General features: G+C 47.5%; 20 protein-coding genes. 9 read left to right on the top strand and 11 right to left on the bottom strand.

Annotated elements, in window-relative coordinates; genetic code table 11:
• The first annotated feature begins 5 nt into the window (after window positions 1-5).
• Window positions 6-3,128 (top strand): efflux RND transporter permease subunit, encoded by a 3,123-nt coding sequence (locus JAO78_RS08860; protein ID WP_226751007.1) that lies wholly within the window; start codon window positions 6-8, stop codon window positions 3,126-3,128.
• A 65-nt stretch (window positions 3,129-3,193) separates the two neighbouring features.
• On the opposite strand, the gene JAO78_RS08855 is transcribed toward JAO78_RS08860, so the two are convergent.
• Entirely contained in the window at window positions 3,194-3,604 is a 411-nt protein-coding gene (locus JAO78_RS08855) for a DUF3703 domain-containing protein (RefSeq protein WP_008985542.1), read from the bottom strand.
• 740 nt (window positions 3,605-4,344) lie between these two features.
• Between JAO78_RS08855 and JAO78_RS08850 the strand changes: the two genes are divergently transcribed.
• Together JAO78_RS08850 and JAO78_RS08845 are read left to right on the top strand one after the other, a co-directional pair.
• Window positions 4,345-5,106 (top strand): IS5 family transposase, encoded by a 762-nt coding sequence (locus JAO78_RS08850; RefSeq protein WP_008985541.1) that lies wholly within the window; start codon window positions 4,345-4,347, stop codon window positions 5,104-5,106.
• An 86-nt stretch (window positions 5,107-5,192) separates the two neighbouring features.
• Window positions 5,193-6,380 carry an IS4 family transposase gene (locus JAO78_RS08845; RefSeq protein ID WP_083847149.1) on the top strand — a complete coding sequence of 396 codons (1,188 nt, stop codon included), beginning with the start codon at window positions 5,193-5,195 and terminating at the stop codon, window positions 6,378-6,380.
• A gap of 159 nt (window positions 6,381-6,539) precedes the next feature.
• Here the strand turns inward: JAO78_RS08845 and JAO78_RS08840 are convergent, their stop codons facing one another.
• Window positions 6,540-7,343 (bottom strand): undecaprenyl-diphosphate phosphatase, encoded by an 804-nt coding sequence (locus JAO78_RS08840; protein ID WP_008985539.1) that lies wholly within the window; start codon window positions 7,341-7,343, stop codon window positions 6,540-6,542.
• 271 nt (window positions 7,344-7,614) lie between these two features.
• On the opposite strand from JAO78_RS08840, the gene JAO78_RS08835 reads away from it, so the two are divergent.
• Entirely contained in the window at window positions 7,615-8,040 is a 426-nt protein-coding gene (locus tag JAO78_RS08835; protein ID WP_008985538.1) for a hypothetical protein, read from the top strand.
• A 179-nt stretch (window positions 8,041-8,219) separates the two neighbouring features.
• On the opposite strand, the gene JAO78_RS08830 is transcribed toward JAO78_RS08835, so the two are convergent.
• The 7 genes from JAO78_RS08830 to JAO78_RS08800 all read right to left on the bottom strand — a co-directional run bounded on the left by JAO78_RS08830 (window position 8,220) and on the right by JAO78_RS08800 (window position 14,576).
• Entirely contained in the window at window positions 8,220-9,191 is a 972-nt protein-coding gene (locus JAO78_RS08830; RefSeq protein ID WP_008607351.1) for an IS481 family transposase, read from the bottom strand.
• 90 nt (window positions 9,192-9,281) lie between these two features.
• On the bottom strand, window positions 9,282-9,788 hold the full coding sequence (locus JAO78_RS08825; RefSeq protein WP_008985536.1) for a DUF411 domain-containing protein: 507 nt from the start codon (window positions 9,786-9,788) through the stop codon (window positions 9,282-9,284).
• A 20-nt stretch (window positions 9,789-9,808) separates the two neighbouring features.
• Entirely contained in the window at window positions 9,809-10,294 is a 486-nt protein-coding gene (locus tag JAO78_RS08820) for a YybH family protein (protein ID WP_008985535.1), read from the bottom strand.
• Between the two features lie 38 nt (window positions 10,295-10,332).
• Complete coding sequence (locus tag JAO78_RS08815; protein WP_008985534.1) at window positions 10,333-11,226, bottom strand: CopD family protein; 894 nt, start codon at window positions 11,224-11,226, stop codon at window positions 10,333-10,335.
• Window positions 11,227-11,243: 17 nt separating this feature from the next.
• Window positions 11,244-11,639, bottom strand: coding sequence for a copper resistance CopC family protein (locus JAO78_RS08810; protein WP_008985533.1), 396 nt, complete (start codon window positions 11,637-11,639; stop codon window positions 11,244-11,246).
• Between the two features lie 49 nt (window positions 11,640-11,688).
• Complete coding sequence (locus tag JAO78_RS08805) at window positions 11,689-12,768, bottom strand: copper resistance protein B (RefSeq protein WP_226751006.1); 1,080 nt, start codon at window positions 12,766-12,768, stop codon at window positions 11,689-11,691.
• Entirely contained in the window at window positions 12,765-14,576 is a 1,812-nt protein-coding gene (locus tag JAO78_RS08800; RefSeq protein ID WP_304504381.1) for a copper resistance system multicopper oxidase, read from the bottom strand. Before JAO78_RS08800 ends, JAO78_RS08805 begins: the two co-directional genes overlap by 4 nt.
• A gap of 166 nt (window positions 14,577-14,742) precedes the next feature.
• On the opposite strand from JAO78_RS08800, the gene JAO78_RS08795 reads away from it, so the two are divergent.
• Window positions 14,743-15,429 (top strand): heavy metal response regulator transcription factor, encoded by a 687-nt coding sequence (locus JAO78_RS08795; RefSeq protein WP_008985530.1) that lies wholly within the window; start codon window positions 14,743-14,745, stop codon window positions 15,427-15,429.
• Window positions 15,422-16,813: a Cu(+)/Ag(+) sensor histidine kinase gene (locus JAO78_RS08790; protein WP_065955936.1), complete on the top strand. Its 1,392-nt coding sequence runs from the start codon at window positions 15,422-15,424 to the stop codon at window positions 16,811-16,813. The genes JAO78_RS08795 and JAO78_RS08790 overlap by 8 nt, the downstream gene beginning before the upstream one ends.
• Before the next feature lie 303 nt (window positions 16,814-17,116).
• On the opposite strand, the gene JAO78_RS08785 is transcribed toward JAO78_RS08790, so the two are convergent.
• Window positions 17,117-17,467 (bottom strand): hypothetical protein, encoded by a 351-nt coding sequence (locus JAO78_RS08785; RefSeq protein ID WP_083216269.1) that lies wholly within the window; start codon window positions 17,465-17,467, stop codon window positions 17,117-17,119.
• 73 nt (window positions 17,468-17,540) lie between these two features.
• Window positions 17,541-17,768, bottom strand: coding sequence for a hypothetical protein (locus JAO78_RS08780; protein WP_226751005.1), 228 nt, complete (start codon window positions 17,766-17,768; stop codon window positions 17,541-17,543).
• Window positions 17,769-18,507: 739 nt separating this feature from the next.
• On the opposite strand from JAO78_RS08780, the gene JAO78_RS08775 reads away from it, so the two are divergent.
• The 3 genes from JAO78_RS08775 (at window position 18,508) to JAO78_RS08765 (ending at window position 20,736) form a co-directional block, all read left to right on the top strand.
• On the top strand, window positions 18,508-19,248 hold the full coding sequence (locus JAO78_RS08775) for a hypothetical protein (RefSeq protein WP_226751004.1): 741 nt from the start codon (window positions 18,508-18,510) through the stop codon (window positions 19,246-19,248).
• 85 nt (window positions 19,249-19,333) lie between these two features.
• Window positions 19,334-19,804 carry a hypothetical protein gene (locus JAO78_RS08770; RefSeq protein WP_226751003.1) on the top strand — a complete coding sequence of 157 codons (471 nt, stop codon included), beginning with the start codon at window positions 19,334-19,336 and terminating at the stop codon, window positions 19,802-19,804.
• 83 nt (window positions 19,805-19,887) lie between these two features.
• Entirely contained in the window at window positions 19,888-20,736 is an 849-nt protein-coding gene (locus JAO78_RS08765) for a hypothetical protein (protein ID WP_226751002.1), read from the top strand.
• Window positions 20,737-21,283: the final 547 nt, after the last annotated feature.

The raw sequence follows: 21,283 nt of genomic DNA, 5'->3' as shown, positions 1-21,283 counted from the left end.
GCACTATGATTGAATCCATGTTGCGCCTGGCTATTGCGAGGCGGTATCTATTTTTAACGCTGACACTGTTGATTATTGCCATTGGTAGCTGGAGCTACCAACAGTTACCGATTGATGCAGTGCCGGATATTACTAACGTTCAGGTGCAAATAAACACGGCGGCGCCAGGTTATTCGCCACTTGAAGCAGAGCAGCGTATTACCTATCCGGTAGAAACTGCCCTGTATGGCTTACCCAATTTAAGTTATACCCGCTCATTGTCACGCTATGGCTTGTCTCAGGTAACGGTGGTGTTTGAAGAAGGTACGGACATCTACTTTGCCCGCAATTTAATCAACACCCGATTGGGCGCTATCAAGGATATGTTGCCTGAGGGCATAGAGCCTGAAATGGGCCCTATTTCAACCGGGCTTGGTGAAATCTTTATGTATACGGTGCAGGCCAAGCCGGGCGCGCTGCAACAAAATGGTTCACCTTACGATGCCATGGCATTGCGGGAAATCCAGGACTGGATCATAAAACCACAATTAGCACAGGTTAAAGGTGTGGTGGAAGTAAACAGTATTGGTGGCTACAACAAGCAATACCATGTGTTACCCGACCCACTGAAACTGCTTAATTATGGCCTGAGTATTAAGGATGTTGAACTGGCCCTGCAAGCCAACAATGACAACCGGGGGGCCGGTTATATTGAACGTGAGGGCATGCAACTGTTGGTACGCTCGCCCGGTCAGTTAACCTCACTGGATGACATTGCTAATGTCATTATTACGCAATACGACACAATACCGGTAAAGCTGAGTGACGTTGCCGATGTTGCCATTGGCAAAGAGCTGCGAACTGGTGCAGCAACTCAGGATGGCAAAGAAGCGGTGCTGGGTACAGCCATGATGTTAATTGGTGAAAACTCACGCACAGTGGCACGGGATGTGGCGCAAAAGCTGGAGCAGATCAAAAGCTCTCTGCCAGAGGGTGTAATTGCTGAAGCAGTATATGACCGCACCACCTTAGTGGATAAAGCCATTGCAACCGTCAGTAAAAACCTGCTGGAAGGCGCATTACTGGTGATCGTAGTGTTGTTTATCCTACTGGGCAACCTGCGGGCGGCGTTAATCACTGCGGCGGTGATCCCGCTATCAATGCTGATGACCATTACCGGCATGGTACAAGCCGGCGTTTCTGCCAACCTGATGAGCCTGGGTGCGCTGGATTTTGGCTTAATTGTTGATGGTACGGTGATTATTGTCGAAAATGCGGTTCGCCGCCTGGCACAGGCACAACACAACGGCAGTATCCAACCGCTAAAAGAGCGCTTAAATACAGTGTATCTGGCAACAGCAGAGGTTATCCGGCCCAGTTTGTTCGGTGTGGCTATCATTACCATAGTGTATATCCCTATTTTTTCGCTGACCGGTGTCGAAGGTAAAATGTTTCATCCAATGGCAGCGACTGTGGTGATGGCCCTGTTATCAGCTATGGTGTTGTCGCTGACCATTGTGCCTGCCGCTGTGGCGGTGTTCTTAAATGGTAAAATCAGTGAAAAAGAAAGTGCGGTTATAAGAGGCGCTAAAACCCTGTACGCACCGCTATTAGCGCTGGCACTGAAATTTCGCTGGCTGGTGATTGGCTTGGCCAGTGCTCTGGTTGGTGTGTGTCTGTGGTTGGCGACCACGTTGGGGGCGGAGTTTGTGCCTCAGCTTGATGAGGGCGATATCGCTTTACATGCCATGCGTATTCCGGGCACCGGGTTAGAACAAGCCGTTGCAATGCAGGAAATTCTGGAGGAAAAGATCAAAACCTTTGCTGAGGTTGATAAAGTGTTTGCCAGAATTGGTACGGCAGAAGTGGCGACCGATCCGATGCCACCCAATGTGGCTGACAACTTTGTGATATTAAAACCGCGCAGTGAATGGCCCAATCCGGATAAAACCAAAGCCCAATTGGTCACTGAAATGGAAGCTGCTTTGGCGACATTGCCGGGCAATAACTATGAATTTACCCAACCTATTCAGATGCGTTTTAATGAACTGATTTCTGGTGTACGAGCAGATCTGGGTATTAAGGTATTTGGTGATGATTTAGATCAGCTGGTTACAAGCGCTAATCAAATTCTGCAAGCGGTCAACAAGGTGCAAGGTGCTGCGGATACTAAAGTAGAGCAAGTCACTGGTTTGCCAACCTTGTCGGTGATCCCCAACCGAACCGCGCTTGCCCGTTACGGCTTAAATGTGGTTGAACTACAGGACTGGGTATCAGCGGCAATTGGTGGTACGTCGGCCGGTATTCTGTATGAAGGCGACAGACGCTTTGAGCTGATTGTGCGCTTGCCGGAAACCCTTCGTCGCGATCTGGACAAACTGGCGGTGTTGCCGGTGCCATTACCAAATGGGGACTTTGTACCGTTACAGGAAGTAGCTACCTTAGATGTGTCGCCAGCACCGGCTCAAATTAGTCGTGAAAATGGCAAACGCCGGGTAGTCGTAACTGCGAATGTGCGCGGGCGAGACCTTGGTAGTTTTGTAGAAGAGGTAAAGGCCCAAATCAACCGTGACGTTACATTACCAGCCGGTTACTGGCTGGATTATGGTGGTACTTTTGAGCAGCTGGAGTCCGCCAGTCAGCGCCTTAGCATTGTGGTGCCTGTTACGTTACTGCTGATCTTAGGTATTCTGGTGATGGCTTTTGCGTCATTTAAAGATGCGTTGATTATCTTTAGCGGTGTGCCGTTGGCGCTCACCGGTGGTGTGTTGGCCTTGTATTTGAGGGGTATGCCTTTATCAATCTCTGCTGGCATTGGCTTTATCGCCTTATCAGGTGTGGCGGTGTTGAACGGTCTGGTGATGCTGAGCTTTATTCGCGATCTCTGGCGTGAGAAAGGTGACTTGCTGTTAGCGATAACGGAAGGCGCGCTGACCCGGCTGCGTCCTGTGCTAATGACCGCTTTGGTCGCGAGCCTCGGTTTTGTGCCGATGGCGATTAATATTGGCACCGGTGCTGAAGTGCAGCGCCCGCTGGCGACAGTGGTGATTGGCGGTATTATTTCGTCAACCTTGCTGACATTGTTGGTATTGCCCGTGTTATATCATTGGGTGCACAAAAACGATAACCGCAAACAGCAAACGGAATAATCATTAACCTGCTTCGCTGCAGCATTGGGCTGCAGCGAAGAACGTTTTGGCAATAGTATGGGTGTTTATGCTAATACGATTAAAACGATAACCGCGTAAATAGTCAGGCGTATTAAGACGTCCCGCCAAATGGGGCTGTCAGCTAGCAAGGGTTGCAAGTCAGCTGGCAAGGGCACTGGCTTTAAAGCAGAGATATTCGCGCCTCCAGGATTTCCCCTTGGAACCCAACCAAATATAAAACCCGGAACCGTTGCTATCAAACGGACGATCTGACCAATAACCTCGCGATTATCATTGCGTTTAAGCCCAATTCGTAACATCTGCCAGTGCGTCGCTATGTGCGGTATAAAATATCTCTGCCCTAAAATATGCGCTCTTTCAAGAGACTTAAACGCATTGTCTAAATCATTGACTTGTTCAGCCTCCATGGCTGAGCGCATACTGATTTGGTACTCATGTTTAATTTTTTTATTCATTTACTATCACTAAGATAATGAGTCTGCGAAAGAAAAGAGCAATCCTCGATCGCTAAATAAGAGACGCGAAGCATATCACTGATTATTAAATTAAAGCTTAACTTAAGTGTACTCTTTAGAGACTACATACATTAGATAATGATAAGACATAGATTCTATTCTGCACTTTAATGTGCATTAAAGTGCAGATTTTTAGCTGGATCTGCAACAAAGTGCATACCTTGTCACTAACATAGTTAATTTCGATACTACTGTCACTACTTTAGCTAAACTTTACACTTCTGCAACACAGATAAGCTCTGAGCGCTGCTGAACAGCAGATAGTGACTAAAGTAAGTTCAAGCACATAGCAGTGTATTTTCAGGAGGGAATTTCAGGGTATCTCAGGAGAACAGGTGCCCAGCTCGCCGGCAGCGTCAGTAGCGTCGTGTTGCAATGCTGAAATGAGCTGCAAGTCAGCAAAAATGGCGGACTAACATTTCGCTGTGGTAAGCCGTGCGGCAGGTTGCAAGCCTGACCGCACTGCTCATAGTACTAATTTAGCTAAAACAGTGATTTAGTTGTCATTACAGCACCGCGTAGCAGCAAGGATTGACACTACCTGAGGTATCCCCAGAAATTTTGTAGTTAAAATAAAAATTTAGGTGATTAGGGCTTGTTGATCTTTCGAGATGGATTATTAGACAGCATGATGGGCTGGTACAATTACTTTCGCCAAAAACTAACCATGACAACCCACCATGCCAAGGACAATGTTAACAGACGAGTGCTGGTCAAAGCTAATCAGATTGATGCTTAAAACAGGCCGCGTTTATGACAAACCGGAACATCGAAATACTTTTGAAGGCATTTTGTATCGGATGCGGGTCGGTTGCCCTTGGCGTGATGTGCCACAAGCTTTTGGAGATTGGAGTACCATCTACCGGCGTTTTAACTTGTGGTCTAAAAAAGGCATACTAATGCAGCTGTTTACAGAGCTTAGGCAACTGGCTGATTTGGAATGGGAATTTATAGACGGCAGCATCGTTAAAGTGCATCAGCATGCGACGGGTGCCTGCTCAGAAGATAAAGAAGCGATTGGTAAAAGTCGTGGTGGCAACACGACGAAAATCCATATGGCAGTGGATAGTTCTGGCTTGCCTGTAGATTTTATCGTGACAGGCGGTGAAGTTCACGACAGCAAAGCGGCTATAGAGCTACTTGAACAACTGCCTGATGCCGAGCATGTTATCGCAGACCGGGGCTATGACAGTGAGAAAGTCAGGGAGCACATCCGAGCGAAAAATGGCGTCCCGACGATACCGCGTAAACGTAATTCAAAAATTGGAAATGGCGATATTGATTGGTGTTTGTACAAATATCGTCATTTAGTAGAGAACGTGTTTGCGCGGTTAAAACATTACCGCTCAGTAGCAACACGCTATGATAAGTTGGCGCGAAATTATGCAAGTACACTGGCCTTGGCATGCTGTCTCATATGGCGGCCAATGTGGGTTGACTGAATTATGAGCAGCAAAGATCAACAGGCCCTAGGGAACATTCATGGCGGTTCCCGATCTGATCATTCGCCAAAAATCCCACACCGCGGATGCTCGCCATGAATGTTAAAACTATGCTCGCTGATTTCCTCCGATTTGTCACCCCAAAAACCATGCATAAAGCCAGATTTTCTGTCTTGTTAGATGCGGTTACTGCTCTTGCTAAAGACGCTCGTTGCACCGTTACAGCAATTGGTCGCGCTATGCCAGGGCCCTCAGACAAAATCAGCATCAAGCGAGCCAACAGATTACTCAATAATGCCAATCTGCAACGAGAGCTACCGTTGATTTATGCCGCGTTGACTGCTTCTGTTGTAACCCCCTATTCCCATCCAACGATTTTAGTCGATTGGAGTAATGCGGATACCGCCAAGCGTCACTTTATTTTACGAGCGAGTATTGCTGCGGACGGCAGAGCATTAACGTTGTTGCAAAAAATCGCTGCTGAAGAAGAGTACACCAGCCCCCGTTTGCATCAGGCATTCTTAGAGCAACTTAAAGCTATGTTACCAGAAGGCTGCAAGCCAATTATCGTGACAGACGCCGGATTTAAAGTGCCTTGGTTAAAACAAGTACGCGAATTCGGCTGGCATTATGTCGCCAGAGTCAGAGGGAATGTGAAGCTGAAAGTGACAGAGCAGGAAGAGTTTATCACTGTTAACCAATTTTATCGTAAGGCCAAAGCCAAGCCCAAGCATGTCGGCAACATCTTACTCACCCAATCTCAGAGCTATGAAACACAAGCTGTTTTGGTTGGAAAAGGTTACAAGTTATTGAAAAGAGATAAAAACAGGCAATACAAAGAGCCTTGGCTATTAGTTTCCTCTTTACCAGAAAGTCATGGATATGCCGAGAAAATTGCCAAATGCTATAGCTGCCGAATGCAGATAGAAGAAAGCTTCCGGGATCAAAAAAGTCACCGTTACGGGTTAGGTAGCGATCTACATGGTACTCGCAAGAAATCACGCTTGGAGATCTTACTGCTCTTGGCAGCCCTGGCTAACTGGTTTCATTACCTGCTTGGCAGTGCGGGTGAGAAGGCTGGCTTACAACGACGATATCAGGCTAATACCGTTAAGCATAGACGAGTGCTCGCTCTTTGTTCCCTTGGGATACTGCTCTGTAAAGAGCAAAAGCTTAATATAAGTAGGCGATATTATCAGCAAGGGCTAAAGCAAATTTTGCAGTGGATAGCTCAGTGGTGCTGGACACCGGACGATCTGATAGAGTGTGGATAATATGGGGGAGCAATTTGTGGGGATCCCTCAGGGAACCCACCCTATTGTAACCGTAATTATCTGACTAAACGATCAACAAAGGCAGCATGCCTCGCCTCTGTTACAGCACCTGAAAATACTAACCAGTAATAAAATTGAAAATCGGTGCTGTTACATAGCTTATCTCATTAAAAACCAATAAATCGCCGCTGCCAACAATAATCGATAAATCACATACGGCCACATACCAAAGCGATTTAGCCAAGCAAGGAAAAAGTGAATGGCAGCAAGTGCAGTAATAAAAGCGGTAAAGGTGCCAATGGCAAAAACCAGCCAATCAATACTGGCGGCATCAGTACTAATTACTTCCAGCAATTTAACGCTGGCTGCTAAAAAGGTGATAGGTATCGCCAGTAGGAATGAAAAGCGCGACGCAGCTTGCCGGGTTAAACCCAGCAGCAAACCTGCTGTGATGGTTGCACCAGAGCGTGAAGTGCCGGGGATCAGAGAAACGGCCTGCGTTAACCCCACCAGCAGCGCGTCTTTCAGTGTCAATGTTGACAAATCGCGTTCAGCCTTAGCCGTAACATCGGCAAAACCAAGCAGAATACCAAATACTAAGGTAGTAACAAAAATAACGGCCACCGAGCGCAGGTGGGTATCAATTAAATCCAGTAGTAGTAAACCAGCGATGCAGGCCGGAATGGTGCCCAGCACAACGGCAAGCGCCAGAGGGCTTTGTCCGACATGTTGGCGCCGCGCAAGTGCTGCCAGGCTATCTGTTGTTAAGTTGAACACATCGCGGCGAAAGTACAGCAGCACCGCCAAAAGGGTGCCCATATGCACAGCTAAATCAAATGCCAACCCTTGATCGACTTGGCCTGTAACCAAAGGTGCCAGAATAAGGTGGGCAGAGCTGGAAATCGGCAAAAACTCGGTAATACCCTGTAAAATGCCAAGAAAAATAGCGTAAAGTGCACTCATATCGCGTTAAAGTTCCGTTTTATCAGCAAACTAGATCGGCAAAAATCGCAGCAGTTTAACATAAACGCCGTTTTTAGGTTCAAGGGGGCTAAAATGTTTTCGCATGCACTGATATTGTCTGTTGGTGATGTAATCGGAATTTGTTCGCTTCAGAAAATCGTTCCGGAACCTTCCTTTAAAATTACATACTAATGTAGATATGACTTTTCTCAAAGCTGGTAGATATAACCATACCAATGACACTATAATTTAATTTTCAAAAGGACGCAGTATGAAAAAATTTCTAATTACGCTTGCTTGTGTAATCGTGCTAACAGGTTGTGATAGTGCAAATCAGATGATTGATAAAGCCCAAGATGCAGCCAATCAAAAGGCAGTTGAACTACAAAATAAACTAGAAGCCGTGGATATCAATGGCCTCAACTTAGAGTTGTTAAAAAATTCACCTCAGCTGGCAAGTCAACTTTCCGCATCAATTAATGATGCACTAACGGTTGATTTCACTAGCCCAGAAGCGATGGCGGCAGTCAAAAACAAAATTGCAAATGCTTACTCATGCCTGGCTGAAGCCTCCTCCGCTACTACCGCACAAGAAGTTATGGACAAGCTATTAGCCAATATCAACAACAGCGATGTCAAAACATTAATTGATAGCGGCGTTCAGAAAGCCCAGTCTTATCAGTCTTGTGTAAAATAACTTTTGCTCAATAATCTTAGGTTGATAAAAACTCCCATGGGCAACAGTTAACGTTGCCCCGCGGAAATATAACCGCTAACTTGTATTGTATTAGCCACCATTAAAGCTGACGTATTTACCTGAGGTATCCCCAGAAATTTTGTAGTTAAAATAAAAATTTAGGTGATTAGGTGTGTGATTCATAGAGATCGTTTCAATCTTCTCAGCTCTAATTCAAGCCTGTAGTTTTGTTCTTGTAGGGGTTCTTTTGCTGGCTCATAAAGCTCCTGAACCTCTTCAGAATAAGGCGTTTGTTCAGCCATTTCGAAGTATCGTTCCATGGGTGTTTTTCCATGGTGTGCGCTATGAGGCCTCTCCCAGTTGTAGTAATGCTGCCATTCAGCAAGCAGGCTATCTAAATCGTCTGATGCTAAGTCTACCGTTGCATAAAACTCTGTTTTATCAGTTTTCTGTGAGCGCTCTACTTTGCCATTTAGGTGAGGTGAAGCAGGTTTATTTGGTCTGAATTTGATGCCATGGATCTTCAATTTCTCCTGAACTTTACAGGCGAAGAATTCTCGGCCACGATCTGTTTGAATACGCTGAATTGGAAATGGCATTTCCTCAATCACGCAATCAATGAAATCCAGCGTGTTAGCAGCCGTTCTGCGGCTATACAGCCTTAAAACCCTGTAGCGGGTGCAGTCGTCAATCGAAGTGTATTGATAGAGATTAGGCCCTATCTTACAGGTATCCATTTGTATTCTATCGCCAGGAACTGGGCGAACATACCTGATGTAATCTGGTTTCCTACGGTAGGTAACAACAGGCTTTACTTCATTTCGCGTCAAGATCTTATGGATAGTTGCAATTCCAAGAGAGAGCCCATGCAGGCGGCCAAGTTCGCTTTGAATACGCCTTGCTCCAAGGTTTCGAGAGCGTCGCAAAGATAAAATTAACTGCTCTTCAGTCTCACCAACCTTTGTTGAAGGTGAACTCTTAGGACGCCTGCTTTGGCTACCCAGACCATCTACACCGTCTTTCCGATAACGCTGCCACCATTTTCTTAAGGTAGGTCTGGATATGCCACAACGACGGCAGACCAAGCCCGCATCACGGGTCTCTTCGTATAGCTTTATCCACTGTAATCGCTGCTGTATTTCTCTATTCATAGACACCCATTATATTGAAATGATGTCTATGAATCACACAGATAATATGGGGGAGCAATTTGTGGGGATCCCTCAGTGACACTACACTACTTACTGCATGGCAGCATCACTGATGTGAGCGTAAACGCTGGCGCTGCCATCTTTATGCAGCAGCAGAATGTCGTACGGCATAAAGCGGCCTTCCACTTCCATACCCGGTGATCCAAGCGGCATCGCCGGTACACTCAGGCCAATTGCATCCGGGTGCGACTCAGCAAGAAATTTCCGGATGTATTTAGCAGGGATATGGCCTTCAAAGGCATATCCCTGCTCCGATACGGCGGTGTGACAGGAATAATACTGTGGCGTGATGCCATAGCGCTCTTTTATGCCGCTTAGATCATCATAGTCTTTCGTCTGTGCAACCACTCCCTGCTGTTCAAGGTGCGATACCCACTTTTTACAGCAACCGCAGCTTGGCGTTTTGTATACCGTGAGGGTTAGTGCTGCTGCACTGTCGGGCACAGCTGTAGTTTCCGGTTTAGCCGGGCCGGCGTCTTTACAGCCGGCCAGTAACGCAGTAGCTACCAACACAACCGCTGCCAGAGTTAGCTTCATAGTGATCTCCTGCTGTTGTCTTAGTGCGACCAGTGCACATGCACGATCTTCCAACCGGCGCCTGTATCTACCAGCACCAGCGTTTCTTTACTGATAACGTCAACCGGCTTGCCTTTATAGTCGCCAGTCAGTTGGCTACGGCTAACCGAATAGGCCACCTTGCCCAGCACCTTGGTCTGATGCTCCAGCGCTTCTACCTGTACCGCCGCCATAAATTTCATATCAGCCAGCATATGGTGGCTGGCATACTCGTCAGCCGAGCGCTCTACGCCATTACCTTCGACAATCAGCACGTCATCTGCCAGCATGGCGCGCACCGCTTTGGCATCGCCAGCGCGTAACGCCTGATGAAACGCTTTTACCGCCTGAGCGGCAGCGGTGCTTTCGCCGACGAACAAGGCCGGGGCGGCAGGTTTTTCATTGCCGTGCGCCAGCGCACTAACGGGAGAGAGTAACGCCAGGCCCAGGCTGATGGCAGACAGCGTTTGAATTTTATTGCGAAACATATTAGGTATCCTGTTGTAATTATTAGAATAAAGCGGGCTTAATGGGCTAAGCCCACCACAGTGGTAAAGCTGCTACTGGTTGCCAGTACCAATAGCGCTAACAGCATTTCGATAAAAATAGACCGTGCCAGCAACCGGCTGTTCTGATGTTGCGCCAGCGCTTTGACCAGACTAAATTTGTGCCAGGCAGCCAGCAGTAACATGGCCGCTACCAACATCAACTTAAACAACATTAAGCGGCCATAGTCGGTGACAAACAGTGCACTGGGCGAGTCGAGCAGTTGCAGTAAAATCAACACGCCACAGCTGATAAGCAGTACCAGCAGGTAGAGCGCAACCTGGCCAAACTGCCCCATCAGCGCCACCAGCCTGTCTGGTGCTAAGCGATAACAGCTTTGCCATAGCGGCAGCAACGCGCCTACCCAGGCCGAAATTGCCAGCACATGCAGCGTCAGTAACAGTGGCCACAGGCCTGCCAAACTGGCAACATGGCCGGTTTGGCTGAAACTGGCGGCCAGCAATAACGCGGCCAGGCTAACTACCGCAATGCTCACTACCGCTTTGCCGCTGTGTTTAACGCGCCAGGCCCAAAGCCACAGCGCTGCATAACCGCATAACCATAAAAGCAGCTGGGTGCGCATTGCCGATTGCCAAACCATCTGTAGCATCAGCCTGTCGGCCATGCCAGCTACGCCTGTTTCGGCCAGCGCACCAGCCTGCAGCGGCAGATACAGTAACGCCAGCACCATACCTGCGGCCGACCACCCCAGTACAAGGCGTTTTAACCACAGCCGAAAGGCAAGGCTATCAGACTGTGGCTGAGCCAGCGCCGGCAACTGCAGCAAAAACGCCGCACCAATACTGCCGCTAACCGCTAAATAACTCAGCAGCTTGTGGGCGAATAAGGCTAATACCCAGGTATCGCTAAACATCGCCAATCTCCAGCCATCTAGTGCTGATGCGCGTGCGCGCTATCAGCTTTCCCCCCGGCGTCAGCGCTGGCGTGGAGCATAAAACTGAAATCACCTTTCATTTTATGACCGTCTTCGCCCAAACCTACCCAGTTAACCTGATAACTACCGATCTCCAGCACTGGCAACGGCCAGCTAAACTGCGTGGCGACAGCGGTGGGCGTAAAGCCAAAATCGACAGTGTTACCGTTATCGTGCAACAGCGTGACTTTCGTCAGCCGGATCGGGCCACTAAAGCTGATACTGAGTACATCCGGCGCCTGCATGAGCATGGCGTTATCCGCCGGTACCGAGCCGCTTTGTTTAACATGCGCCAGTACGGGTCCGGCAAACGCCAAACAGAGCAGGGTAAGCAGCGAGATTAATTTGTTCATGTTGACCACCTTATTTATTAACATCCAAATTGATTAAAACCCTGATCTATTAAAACCAGAACCGCACACCGGCAACCCAGGATGTTTCTGCTGTCGATGCATCCTGCAGGCGGGCAAAATCTGCCGTGTTACCATATTTGTTCTGCCACTCGACCCCGACATAGGGCGCAAACTGGCGGCTAAATTCATAGCGTAGCCGAAGCCCGGCGCCCAGTGAAGACAGGCCTTTACCCAGCTGATTGACTGCATCGTCTTTGCCATAGGCGGTTAGCTCCGCCCGGGCTTGCAGGATCAGACGCTGCGTTAACAGCAGCTCGTATTCTGCCTCGGCACTTAACGCGGTGCGACCACCACTGCCCAGATAAGCCGTGACATCAACTTCAAACCAGTACGGCGCTAGGCCCTGCACACCCAATGCTAACCACTGCCGGTTTGTGCCATCGGCAACCTGATCCAGGCGCAGCCCAAGCTGACCATCCCAATAGGCTGCTATCGCGTGGCTCCATAACAGCTCGGTGCTGCTCTCTTCCAGCTTGCCGTCACTGACTTCAGCTTCGGTTTTCAGCACCAACCGATCATAGGTCGTACCATACCAGGCTTGCAGCTCCAGTTCGCCAGCTTCACTGTCGGCATTGTATTCCAGCCGATCGCCCAGCACGGACCACTGTGGATGTTCAACGCCGTGCTTTAAATGGCGTGAATCGGCCATGCCATAGGGCCCGTCAGTCAGGGTGTAGCCGTTGGAGTAGGCATGTGGATCGCGGGCATTAGCCGGCGCCTTACCGCCTTGCATCTGCATATCGGCATGGTTCATCGTGCTGTGATCCATACTGCTGTGATCCACGGCCTGCTCAGCGTGGCCCATTTTACTGTGGTCCATGCCGCTATGATCCATCTGACTGTGATCCATGTCACTAGGGTTCGTCTGGCTATGGTCAACCGCCTGCTCAGCGTGGTTCATCTTGCTATGATCCATTTTGCCGTGGTCCATTTTGCTGTGGTCCATGCCACTGTGCGTTGGTACCGGCGGTTTCTCAGTGGCGTTCTGCGCTGCCACGCCAGGGCTGAGCGCCACAGTACAGGCCAGCGCCAGCAGCGACAAGGTTAGCGTTACGTTGGCTGTTTTCATGACACCACCACTTCTCTGAACATACCCGCATCCATATGGAACAATAAATGACAATGCCAGGCCCAGCGCCCGACATCATGCGGCGTGGTTAAAAAGCTGATGCGCTGCGCCGGTTGCACCGGAATGGTATGGCGGCGTACCTGTACGGCACCGTTGTCACTTTCCAGATCACTCCACATACCGTGTAAATGCATCGGGTGGGTCATCATGGTGTCGTTTTGCAAGATCACCCGGATACGCTGATTGTGCTTCATATGCACCGGTGTGCTTTTACTAAACTCTAAGCCATCGAATGACCAGGTGTAGCGCTCCATATTGCCGGTCAGATGCAGCTCAATTTCCGCCTCCGGGCCGCCCGGCTCAATAATACCGTCCAGCGAATGTAAATCGGCCAGGGTCAGCGCGCGCCGCCCGGTATTGCGCAAACCAATGCCCGGATCGTCCAGGTTGGTTCTTGGCATATCCACCCGCATATCCACCGACGGGCCATACTCGGTGCTGGCATGACGCACAGTTGAACTGGCTTTGGCATAAGGCACCGCCGGGCCATGCTGACTGTGATCGATAGCCATAGCACCATGCTGGCTATGATCTTCCGCGCCATTGCCGTGCGCCATCGCGCTGTGGCCGTGGCTGTGGCTGTCGCTTGCGCCATGGTTCATATTACCCATCATGTCAGCCATCGTCAGCCATTCCACCGGATCCAGCGCCGGCACCGGTGCATTTAAGCTCTCGGCCACGGCCAGGGTACCGCGGGCATAGCCACTGCGGTCCATGCTCTGGGCAAAAATGGTGTAGGCATCATTTTGCGGCGAGACGACAACATCATAGGTTTCGCCCGGGCCAAAGCGGAACTCATCTACCGTTACCGGGTGTACATTCTGGCCGTCAGCCTGCACCACAGTCATTTTCAGCTCGGGAATACGCACATCAAAAAAGCTGTTGCTGGAGCCATTGATAAAACGCAGCCGCACACGCTCACCGCGCTTAAATAGGCCGCGCCAGTTTGCCAGCGGCGAACTGCCATTCATTAAATACGTAAAAGTGGCCGCGGAGATATCCGCCAGATCGGTGGGGTTCATCCGCATTTGCTGCCACATCTGCCGTTTCGCCAGCGCCGCGTCCAGCCCTCTGTCAGTGATATCGCGCAGCATGTCCTGCACTGTTGGCTGATTAAAATTGTACAAATCACTTTGCACTTTTAATTTGCGAAACACCGTATGTGGATCTTCATCGGTCCAGTCTGACAGCTGCACCACATATTCGCGATCGGCGGCAATTACATCCTGCGCTTTGGGTTCAATGATCAGCGCGCCATACATGCCGGTCATTTCCTGAAAGCCACTGTGCGAGTGATACCAGTACGTGCCGCTTTGCTTTAACGTAAAACGATAGACAAAGGTTTCGCCGGGCATAATGCCTCTGAAGCTCATGCCGGGTACGCCGTCCATCTGGTAGGGTAAAATAATACCGTGCCAGTGAATTGAGCTGGGCACCGACAAGGTATTGGTTACCCGTATGGTGACCTCATCGCCTTCTCGCAAGCGTAAGGTCGGTGCCGGTATCGAACCGTTGATGGTGGTGGCTTTACGGACCACGCCGGTAAAATTTACCAGCGCTTCGCCGATGGTTAAATCAATCACGTTACCGCTGAGCTCAGTGGCATAGCCGGTAAAGGCATTATCTTTAAAGGCGCTACCCGCCCTGACGATATGCGGAAAAGTGGCCAGCACGCCGCCCACCGCCAGCCCCTGAACAAAACGGCGCCGTGAAACAGATAACGGCATCATGGTTTTGGCTTTTGTCATTTGGAACCTCCAATGCATTTTGTATGCTAAGCAGTGTAGTGTGCGAAACTGTCAGCAGCATGACCTGAACATGACAAAGTTGTAATCTTAGCGTCATGTTGCTGTTTGCTGCTTTATGGCGTAATACTGCCAGAGCTATGCCAGATCCATGTTTGGGGAGAACAAGGTGCGTTTGCTGATTGTAGAAGATGAACAAAAAACCGGTGACTATTTAAAGCAAGGCCTGAGCGAAGCCGGTTTTCAGGTGTCACTGGTCAGAAATGGCCTGGATGGCCATCATCTGGCGATGACAGAAGATTTCGATTTAATCATGCTGGATGTGATGCTGCCGGACGTCAGCGGCTTACGTATTGTTCAGGCGCTAAGAGAAAATCATAACCATACGCCGGTACTATTTCTGTCGGCCCGCGACAGCGTCGACGACAGGGTGAAAGGCTTGGAGCTTGGCGCCGACGACTACCTGATCAAACCCTTTGCTTTCTCAGAGGTGCTGGCAAGGGTCAGAACCCTGCTACGCCGTGGTCAGGCCGCACCGCAGTCAGAATTATTACAAGTTGCCGATTTACAACTGGATATTGCTAAGCGTAAAGCTAGTCGTAGCGGTGCCAAAATAGCGCTGAGTAATCAGGAATTTAGCTTGCTTGAACTGCTGATGCGCCGCCGTGGTGAAGTTCTGCCGCGCTCGTTAATCGCCTCGCAGGTGTGGGATATGAATTTTGACAGCGACACCAATGTGATTGACGTTGCTATTCGCCGCTTGCGCGGCAAAATTGATGACGGCTTTGCGGCAAAACTGATCCATACCGTGCGCGGTATGGGCTATAAACTGGACGATGAGCAAACTGATGCATAAAGCTGGCACACGCCCCCTGTCGATCACCGTTCGCGTGGTCCTTTTCGTCGCGCTGACTATTTCGATCTGCCTGTTCTTCGTGCAGCAATTGCTGCTTAGCTCCGTCGAACATCACTTTATCGAACAGGATGCCGACGAGTTAGCCGTGATCCTGCACGCGGTTGAGCACACGCTGACAGCCGGGCAGAACGGCCAGCAACAGCCGACACAGACACTGGCAAAAGCGGTATCGGGCCATCACGGTGTCTACTATCAGGTGATGGATAGCCAGAACCGCTTAGTCTACCGTAACGCCGACATTGACTTAAGCCTGCTGGCAGCCAATACCCCAGCGAACACCGACTATAATGCCAAAGCCATCCACAATTGGCAGCTGGACGGCAAAGCCTATCGCGGCGTGTTCAGCCGCCTTGCTACGACAGATCAACAGTATCAGGTGATTGCCGCTATTGATATCAGTTTTCATACCCATTTCTTGGCGCAGTTACAGCGCAGCCTGGGGCTGATTTTACTCGGCTCTGCACTGCTCACCTTGCTGGCGGCCTGGCTGGCGGTGCATCAGGGGTTGAATCCACTCAGAGGCCTTAGCGAACAAATGCGTGATATTCAAACCAGTAAACTGGATATTCGCTTGTCCCCGGGCGAGGTCCCGACCGAACTGCGCCACATGGTGCAGTCTTTTAATCTGATGTTAGATCGGCTGGAGCAGGGGTTTACCAAGCTGTCGCACTTTAGTGCCGACATCGCCCACGAGCTGCGCACGCCGCTGACCAATATGATCACGCAAACGCAGGTCAGCTTATCGCGCGCGCGCAGCGCCGACGAGTACCAGAATCTGCTGTTCTCCAATCTGGAAGAGCTGGAGCGGCTGAATAAAATGATTAGCGATATGCTGTGGCTGGCCAAAAGTGACAATGGCCTGTTAACACTGCAAAAGCAGCCGCTGGAGCTAAAGCAGGAAGTGGCCGCAATTTTCAACTTTTTCGAAGCCTGGGCGGCAGAAAGTCAGGTTGGCCTTAGCTATCACGGTGCCAATATTATTGTGCAGGCAGATCGCACCTTGCTGCGCCACGCCCTGACCAATTTATTATCCAATGCGCTTAGGTATACCCCGCCCGGCGAAACCATTACCGTCAGCACCACCGCAGCAGCCGACAGCACCACCATCACGGTAGAAAACCCGGGCCAGCCGATCCCGCCACAGCATTTGCCGTTTTTATTCGATCGCTTCTATCGTGCTGACGCCTCGCGCCAACGCCAGATAGAAGGCTCGGGTTTGGGCCTAGCCATTACCAAAGCCATAGTCGATGCTCATCAGGGCCAGTTAAGCGTCGAATCAGATGCGCGCTCTACCCGCTTTAGCATCAGGCTTAAACTGGCGTGACGTCGGTTAAACTCACCGCGGTGCTATGCGGGTATTAGCCAAGTAACAGATACTCGTACCTAACAAGAAAACAATAGCTAGCATCGAATACAAATAAATTTTGAATGCTTTAGGTTGTTCCTTCCATTCCATGTGCTAATAAATCCTGTCTATAATTTTGATGTTAAGGTTAAAAAAATAACAAATTCAGAGATTAATCATACTGGAAACGCTTGAATATGTCGAAAAGTGAGTGTGAAATAATATTGTGTAGAGAAGTCCGTCTAATGCGTCTGACATAAGTCGCTAGCCTGATGGCACACTTTATTTAAATGAAACGTTATCATGCACGGTAAATTTCGGAATCACGCCACAATCAGCAAACACAATCCCTGCCTCTAATTGATCAAAAATCCAAAGTAGATGACCAACTCTTATTTTTTCCTCACCAGTATGCTTAAGTATGCCGACTATGTAATCCCGAAAACTCTTACCCAATCCAACCTCGTCCGCTTCACGCAGAGCTTGAGCTAACGCCTCTTCACTCAAAAACTTGTATGATTGAGATTTCAAATTCTCGTAGAACTGCCGGTCAGCACGCCATGTATTTAAGGTATGAAATAGATAAAGAATTACTGCTGCAAATACCAGTGATATAAGGATTTCGAACAACACGGGGCAATCCTCAGTTAATTATCCATTGTGAAAGAAAACAAAGTTTTTAGCTCTGCTCACTATTGCAGCTAGCCTAAGAAATTTCATCCAGCATGGCACCATACCAGGCTAGTAGTTGTTGATAACATGAAAAAGATTGCTCAAGTGCATACTCTCCATCGTTATTAATATCCACGATAGAAATTCGATATTGCTGACCCACTCGGCCAACCCTTGGTAACGATAGTAGTGAAGGACCAGCATCGCGCCATCTTAATAGCTGCTGTTTGAACTGCGACTCATTGACAAACCGGATATCCATAACAAACTCAGCAAGGAACGCTATTTATATTAAACGTAGTTAAATAACGTTGATATCGCAAGTGTTTTACTAGGAAGGCACCTATTGCAGTTAAAATATCCGAATTTTCTGATGCTGCAAGGGCGTCCTGAGCGTCAATACCTAAGTAAAGTTCTGCACTCTTAATCTTTTGTGGCTCAGTAAAAGCTAAATGGCACGAATGTCGGCTAATGGCGCAGGGTCGATTTTCACCATAAGCCGTCATTACAGTTTTCATGGGTAAATGTCTGCTTTTGGCTCAGATACGATCTTCACTTTGAGCGAAAAGCGGAAATTTCTCCCCGCATCATAGCGCTCATGCGAAAGTCGGATTCACCACAAAACCGGACATGTTTTCAGGTTTCCTTAGTCTTACTGAAGTGACTCTTCTTTCATAACCTGCCTTATGCAATTTAAGGAATTGTTGCATGTTCATTTAAACCTCCTGTGTTAATCTGGCGATTTACTGAGGAGTCTCAGTAATAGCTGATATTAAAGCGAGCGAAATTAGTCTAATCTGCTGATATCGTGTGTTTTTATATGGTTTAATGAAAAGGTGCTACTAAAACTTCTCAGTAATATCATAAATTAAAAGTGAATTAAGTGCTTAACCGACTTCTCAATTCATTCATTTTCAGTAAACTCAATGGTATGAATTAACTTTGCCTTTCGAATGTTACTGAGAGGCCTACCTAATAACCGTTAGTTGCCAAAGGGCATTATGAGCGTAAATTGGATTACAGCATATAATCGACTATTCAAAATCATCAATGCGGGTGGTGATTGCTATTATGGTGGCTCTGCCTTCATCCAAATGGCACAGCAAGTTGACGATAGTATTCCCAACTACAACCAATTTATACAGCTGAGAAATCAGCAAGGGAAAAGTACTTCCCGCAAGGATTTTTACTGGGATATCATAAATGGCTTAGAAGAGCCTCAGAAATATCAGCTATTCCGGCTATTCATAGAAGCGCTAGAGCCTTTTGTAAAAGATGAGATTGAAGGCATCCGGTCAGTTGTTTTCGGCGGTGGATCTGCGGTACCCACAACAATTATCCCTCAGAACCTGTGGAGCTCCGAAAAACTAAATATATCCTTAAAAGATATTGATAACGCTATTGATGCTCAGCAATTTAACAGAGCAGTTACATTGGCATATACGTGTCTAGAAGGTTTATATAAAGCTTATGTCAGAGAAAACATCCCTGATCAAGCGAATGTAACTAGTTTAATTCCTCTGTCAAAGCTGGTGAAAAATGATATTTCAGCGAAACTAAGGGCAAAGGGTAATTTCCCAGAGGAGATTGTTAATACATTGCCAACATTAACTAATGGCATTGCAAACTCTCGCAATAGTTTTAGCGAGTCACACTTTGACAAAGACGCGAACAAATGGCTAGCTATCTACGCTAGAGATTTAACAAATTCAATAGGTAGGCTGTTATTGCACTTCGTATAGCAGCTACCAAAGCCATCAATTTGACCGCCTAACGCTGCGCCTCAGTCGGCAAATTATGACAGCGTTATCTTCAATAGGGAATCACATGTCAGGCAAAGAGAAAGAAATTCAAACTAATGTGTATGATGTTTTAAATAGATTGTTGGGTATCGTTAGTACAATAGTGTTCATACCAGTAATAGTCTTGCTTGTTTTGTCGGCTGGGTATTTATTTGCTGTATTTGGTATGCTCGATGGAACTCAAGTCGGCCAACATACAGAAATTAAGCAAACCCTAATGTCTGTATGGGAAAGCTTAATCCCCATTGCTCGTGAAGCGTTATCAATATTACTACCTGTCATTGTTCTTGTTTTGTTAGTCGGTGCTGTTAAATGGGTGCTGCCGACTGGCACATTAAATGTCGAGATCTTAAAAGACAACCTAACATCCATAATCGCCATAATAGTTCTTGGAACAATTTGTATTCTACCGTTGCTTGGTAAAGAAATACCAGTTGTGCTTACTAATATTGCCTTAGTTATAATAGGTTATTATTTCGGCAAGCTAAACGGATAAAAATATAACAAATGGTTAAATATTGACGGCGCCAAAAGACGTGCCTCAATTCAACTCAAACAATATGCCAAAAGGTCGAATCTATGGGAAGCGTTAAAGAAGCCTATCTGGAGTCTGAGGAAGACCGTCAAGAAAACTTGGCTGACGCTCTTGGTATATCTTGGGATGAGCTTTCACAACTGGATTATACACTAACGGAAAATATTTCAAATGAGGGTTTGTTATACGGTTACGTCATAACTTTTAGCAGTAACTGCAATGCAGAAATACTATCTAGAATAGCTGGCATTAGCAAAACTAGAACAATAAGTCTATCTCCATGGATATTTGAAAGAAGCTATGAAGATCAGTACGCACTCGGTGCGATCACACAGAATATAGATCATCGTGAGAGCTTTTCAAATGAAATGATAGCGTCGACTCGAATCCTAAACTTAAAAATTGAGGATTATTCGATAAGGCAGCTTTTGCTTCGCCAGACATTTATCTCAATTATTGGTGCGCTTGAAACTTTTCTTTCTGACACTTTTATTTCTAAAACGCTTTCATCTAAACACTACCTTCAACAGTTTGTGAGAACCAACCCAGAGTTCAAACAGCAAAAGATAAGTATTAGTGAAATTTACGATGTATCAGAGAAAATTAAGGAGCGAGCAAAAACCATAATGGTTAACACTATCTATCACAAGCTGCCGACAATTAGAGAAATGTATGCAGGAACATTCTCTATTGATTTTCCAGATATTTCGAACCTTCAAAAGTATATTCTTATTCGTCACGATTTAGTTCACCGTAATGGGAAAACTACTGATGGACGACTGGTAAATATAAACGATAAGCTTATTGAAGAGCTCAGGACTAATGCGGTAACTTTTGTTGAAGAATTAACGAATAAGTTAGGGAGAAATTTTGACGATGATTTGCCGTTCTAGTTTTTGCATTGTTGGCAACACAATCCGAAGCAATCGCTCACTACAGTCGCAGAAAGCTTGCAAGGTCGTGTCGTTTATCTGGGCGTTTTGCTAACACCTAAAAGCGGACTTTAGTGTTTGCACATTGACATGTCTGAAATTGGCACATTGTGACGATCTTCACTATGAGCGATTTGCGGCTGTTCAGTTCAGGCTCTCTCGGAAAAACGAATGTCTACTTTGACTTCTTTGCAGACATTCGACTTTCGTAAACCCAGAAAATTATCTCTAATCTCGTGGCGAAATTCAGTCTGTTGTTACTAAATAACCAATTCCGAGTGACTGCAGAGGACGGGGCGTTGTATTCAAGCTTTTACCAAGTCGTAACGTAGTTTTTCAAGTTAGTATGTAGTTATCCAATGTTCCCATTTATCTGACCTGATGATTACAAAGGCACTCTTAGGTTTAGTTCAATACCATTTTTTTTGAAAAATTGTACAACTTTCCTTCTCCACTCACCACTTTTGCCTTCAGTTCCCAACCCTTGGCGCTCAATGGCTGAAGCAGC

It is taken from the genome of Alishewanella maricola (assembly GCF_016343785.1).
Classification (GTDB): Bacteria; Pseudomonadota; Gammaproteobacteria; order Enterobacterales; family Alteromonadaceae; genus Alishewanella; species Alishewanella maricola.
Note: the sequence above shows the minus strand (reverse complement) of the source record. Positions and strands in the feature narration are given on the sequence as shown.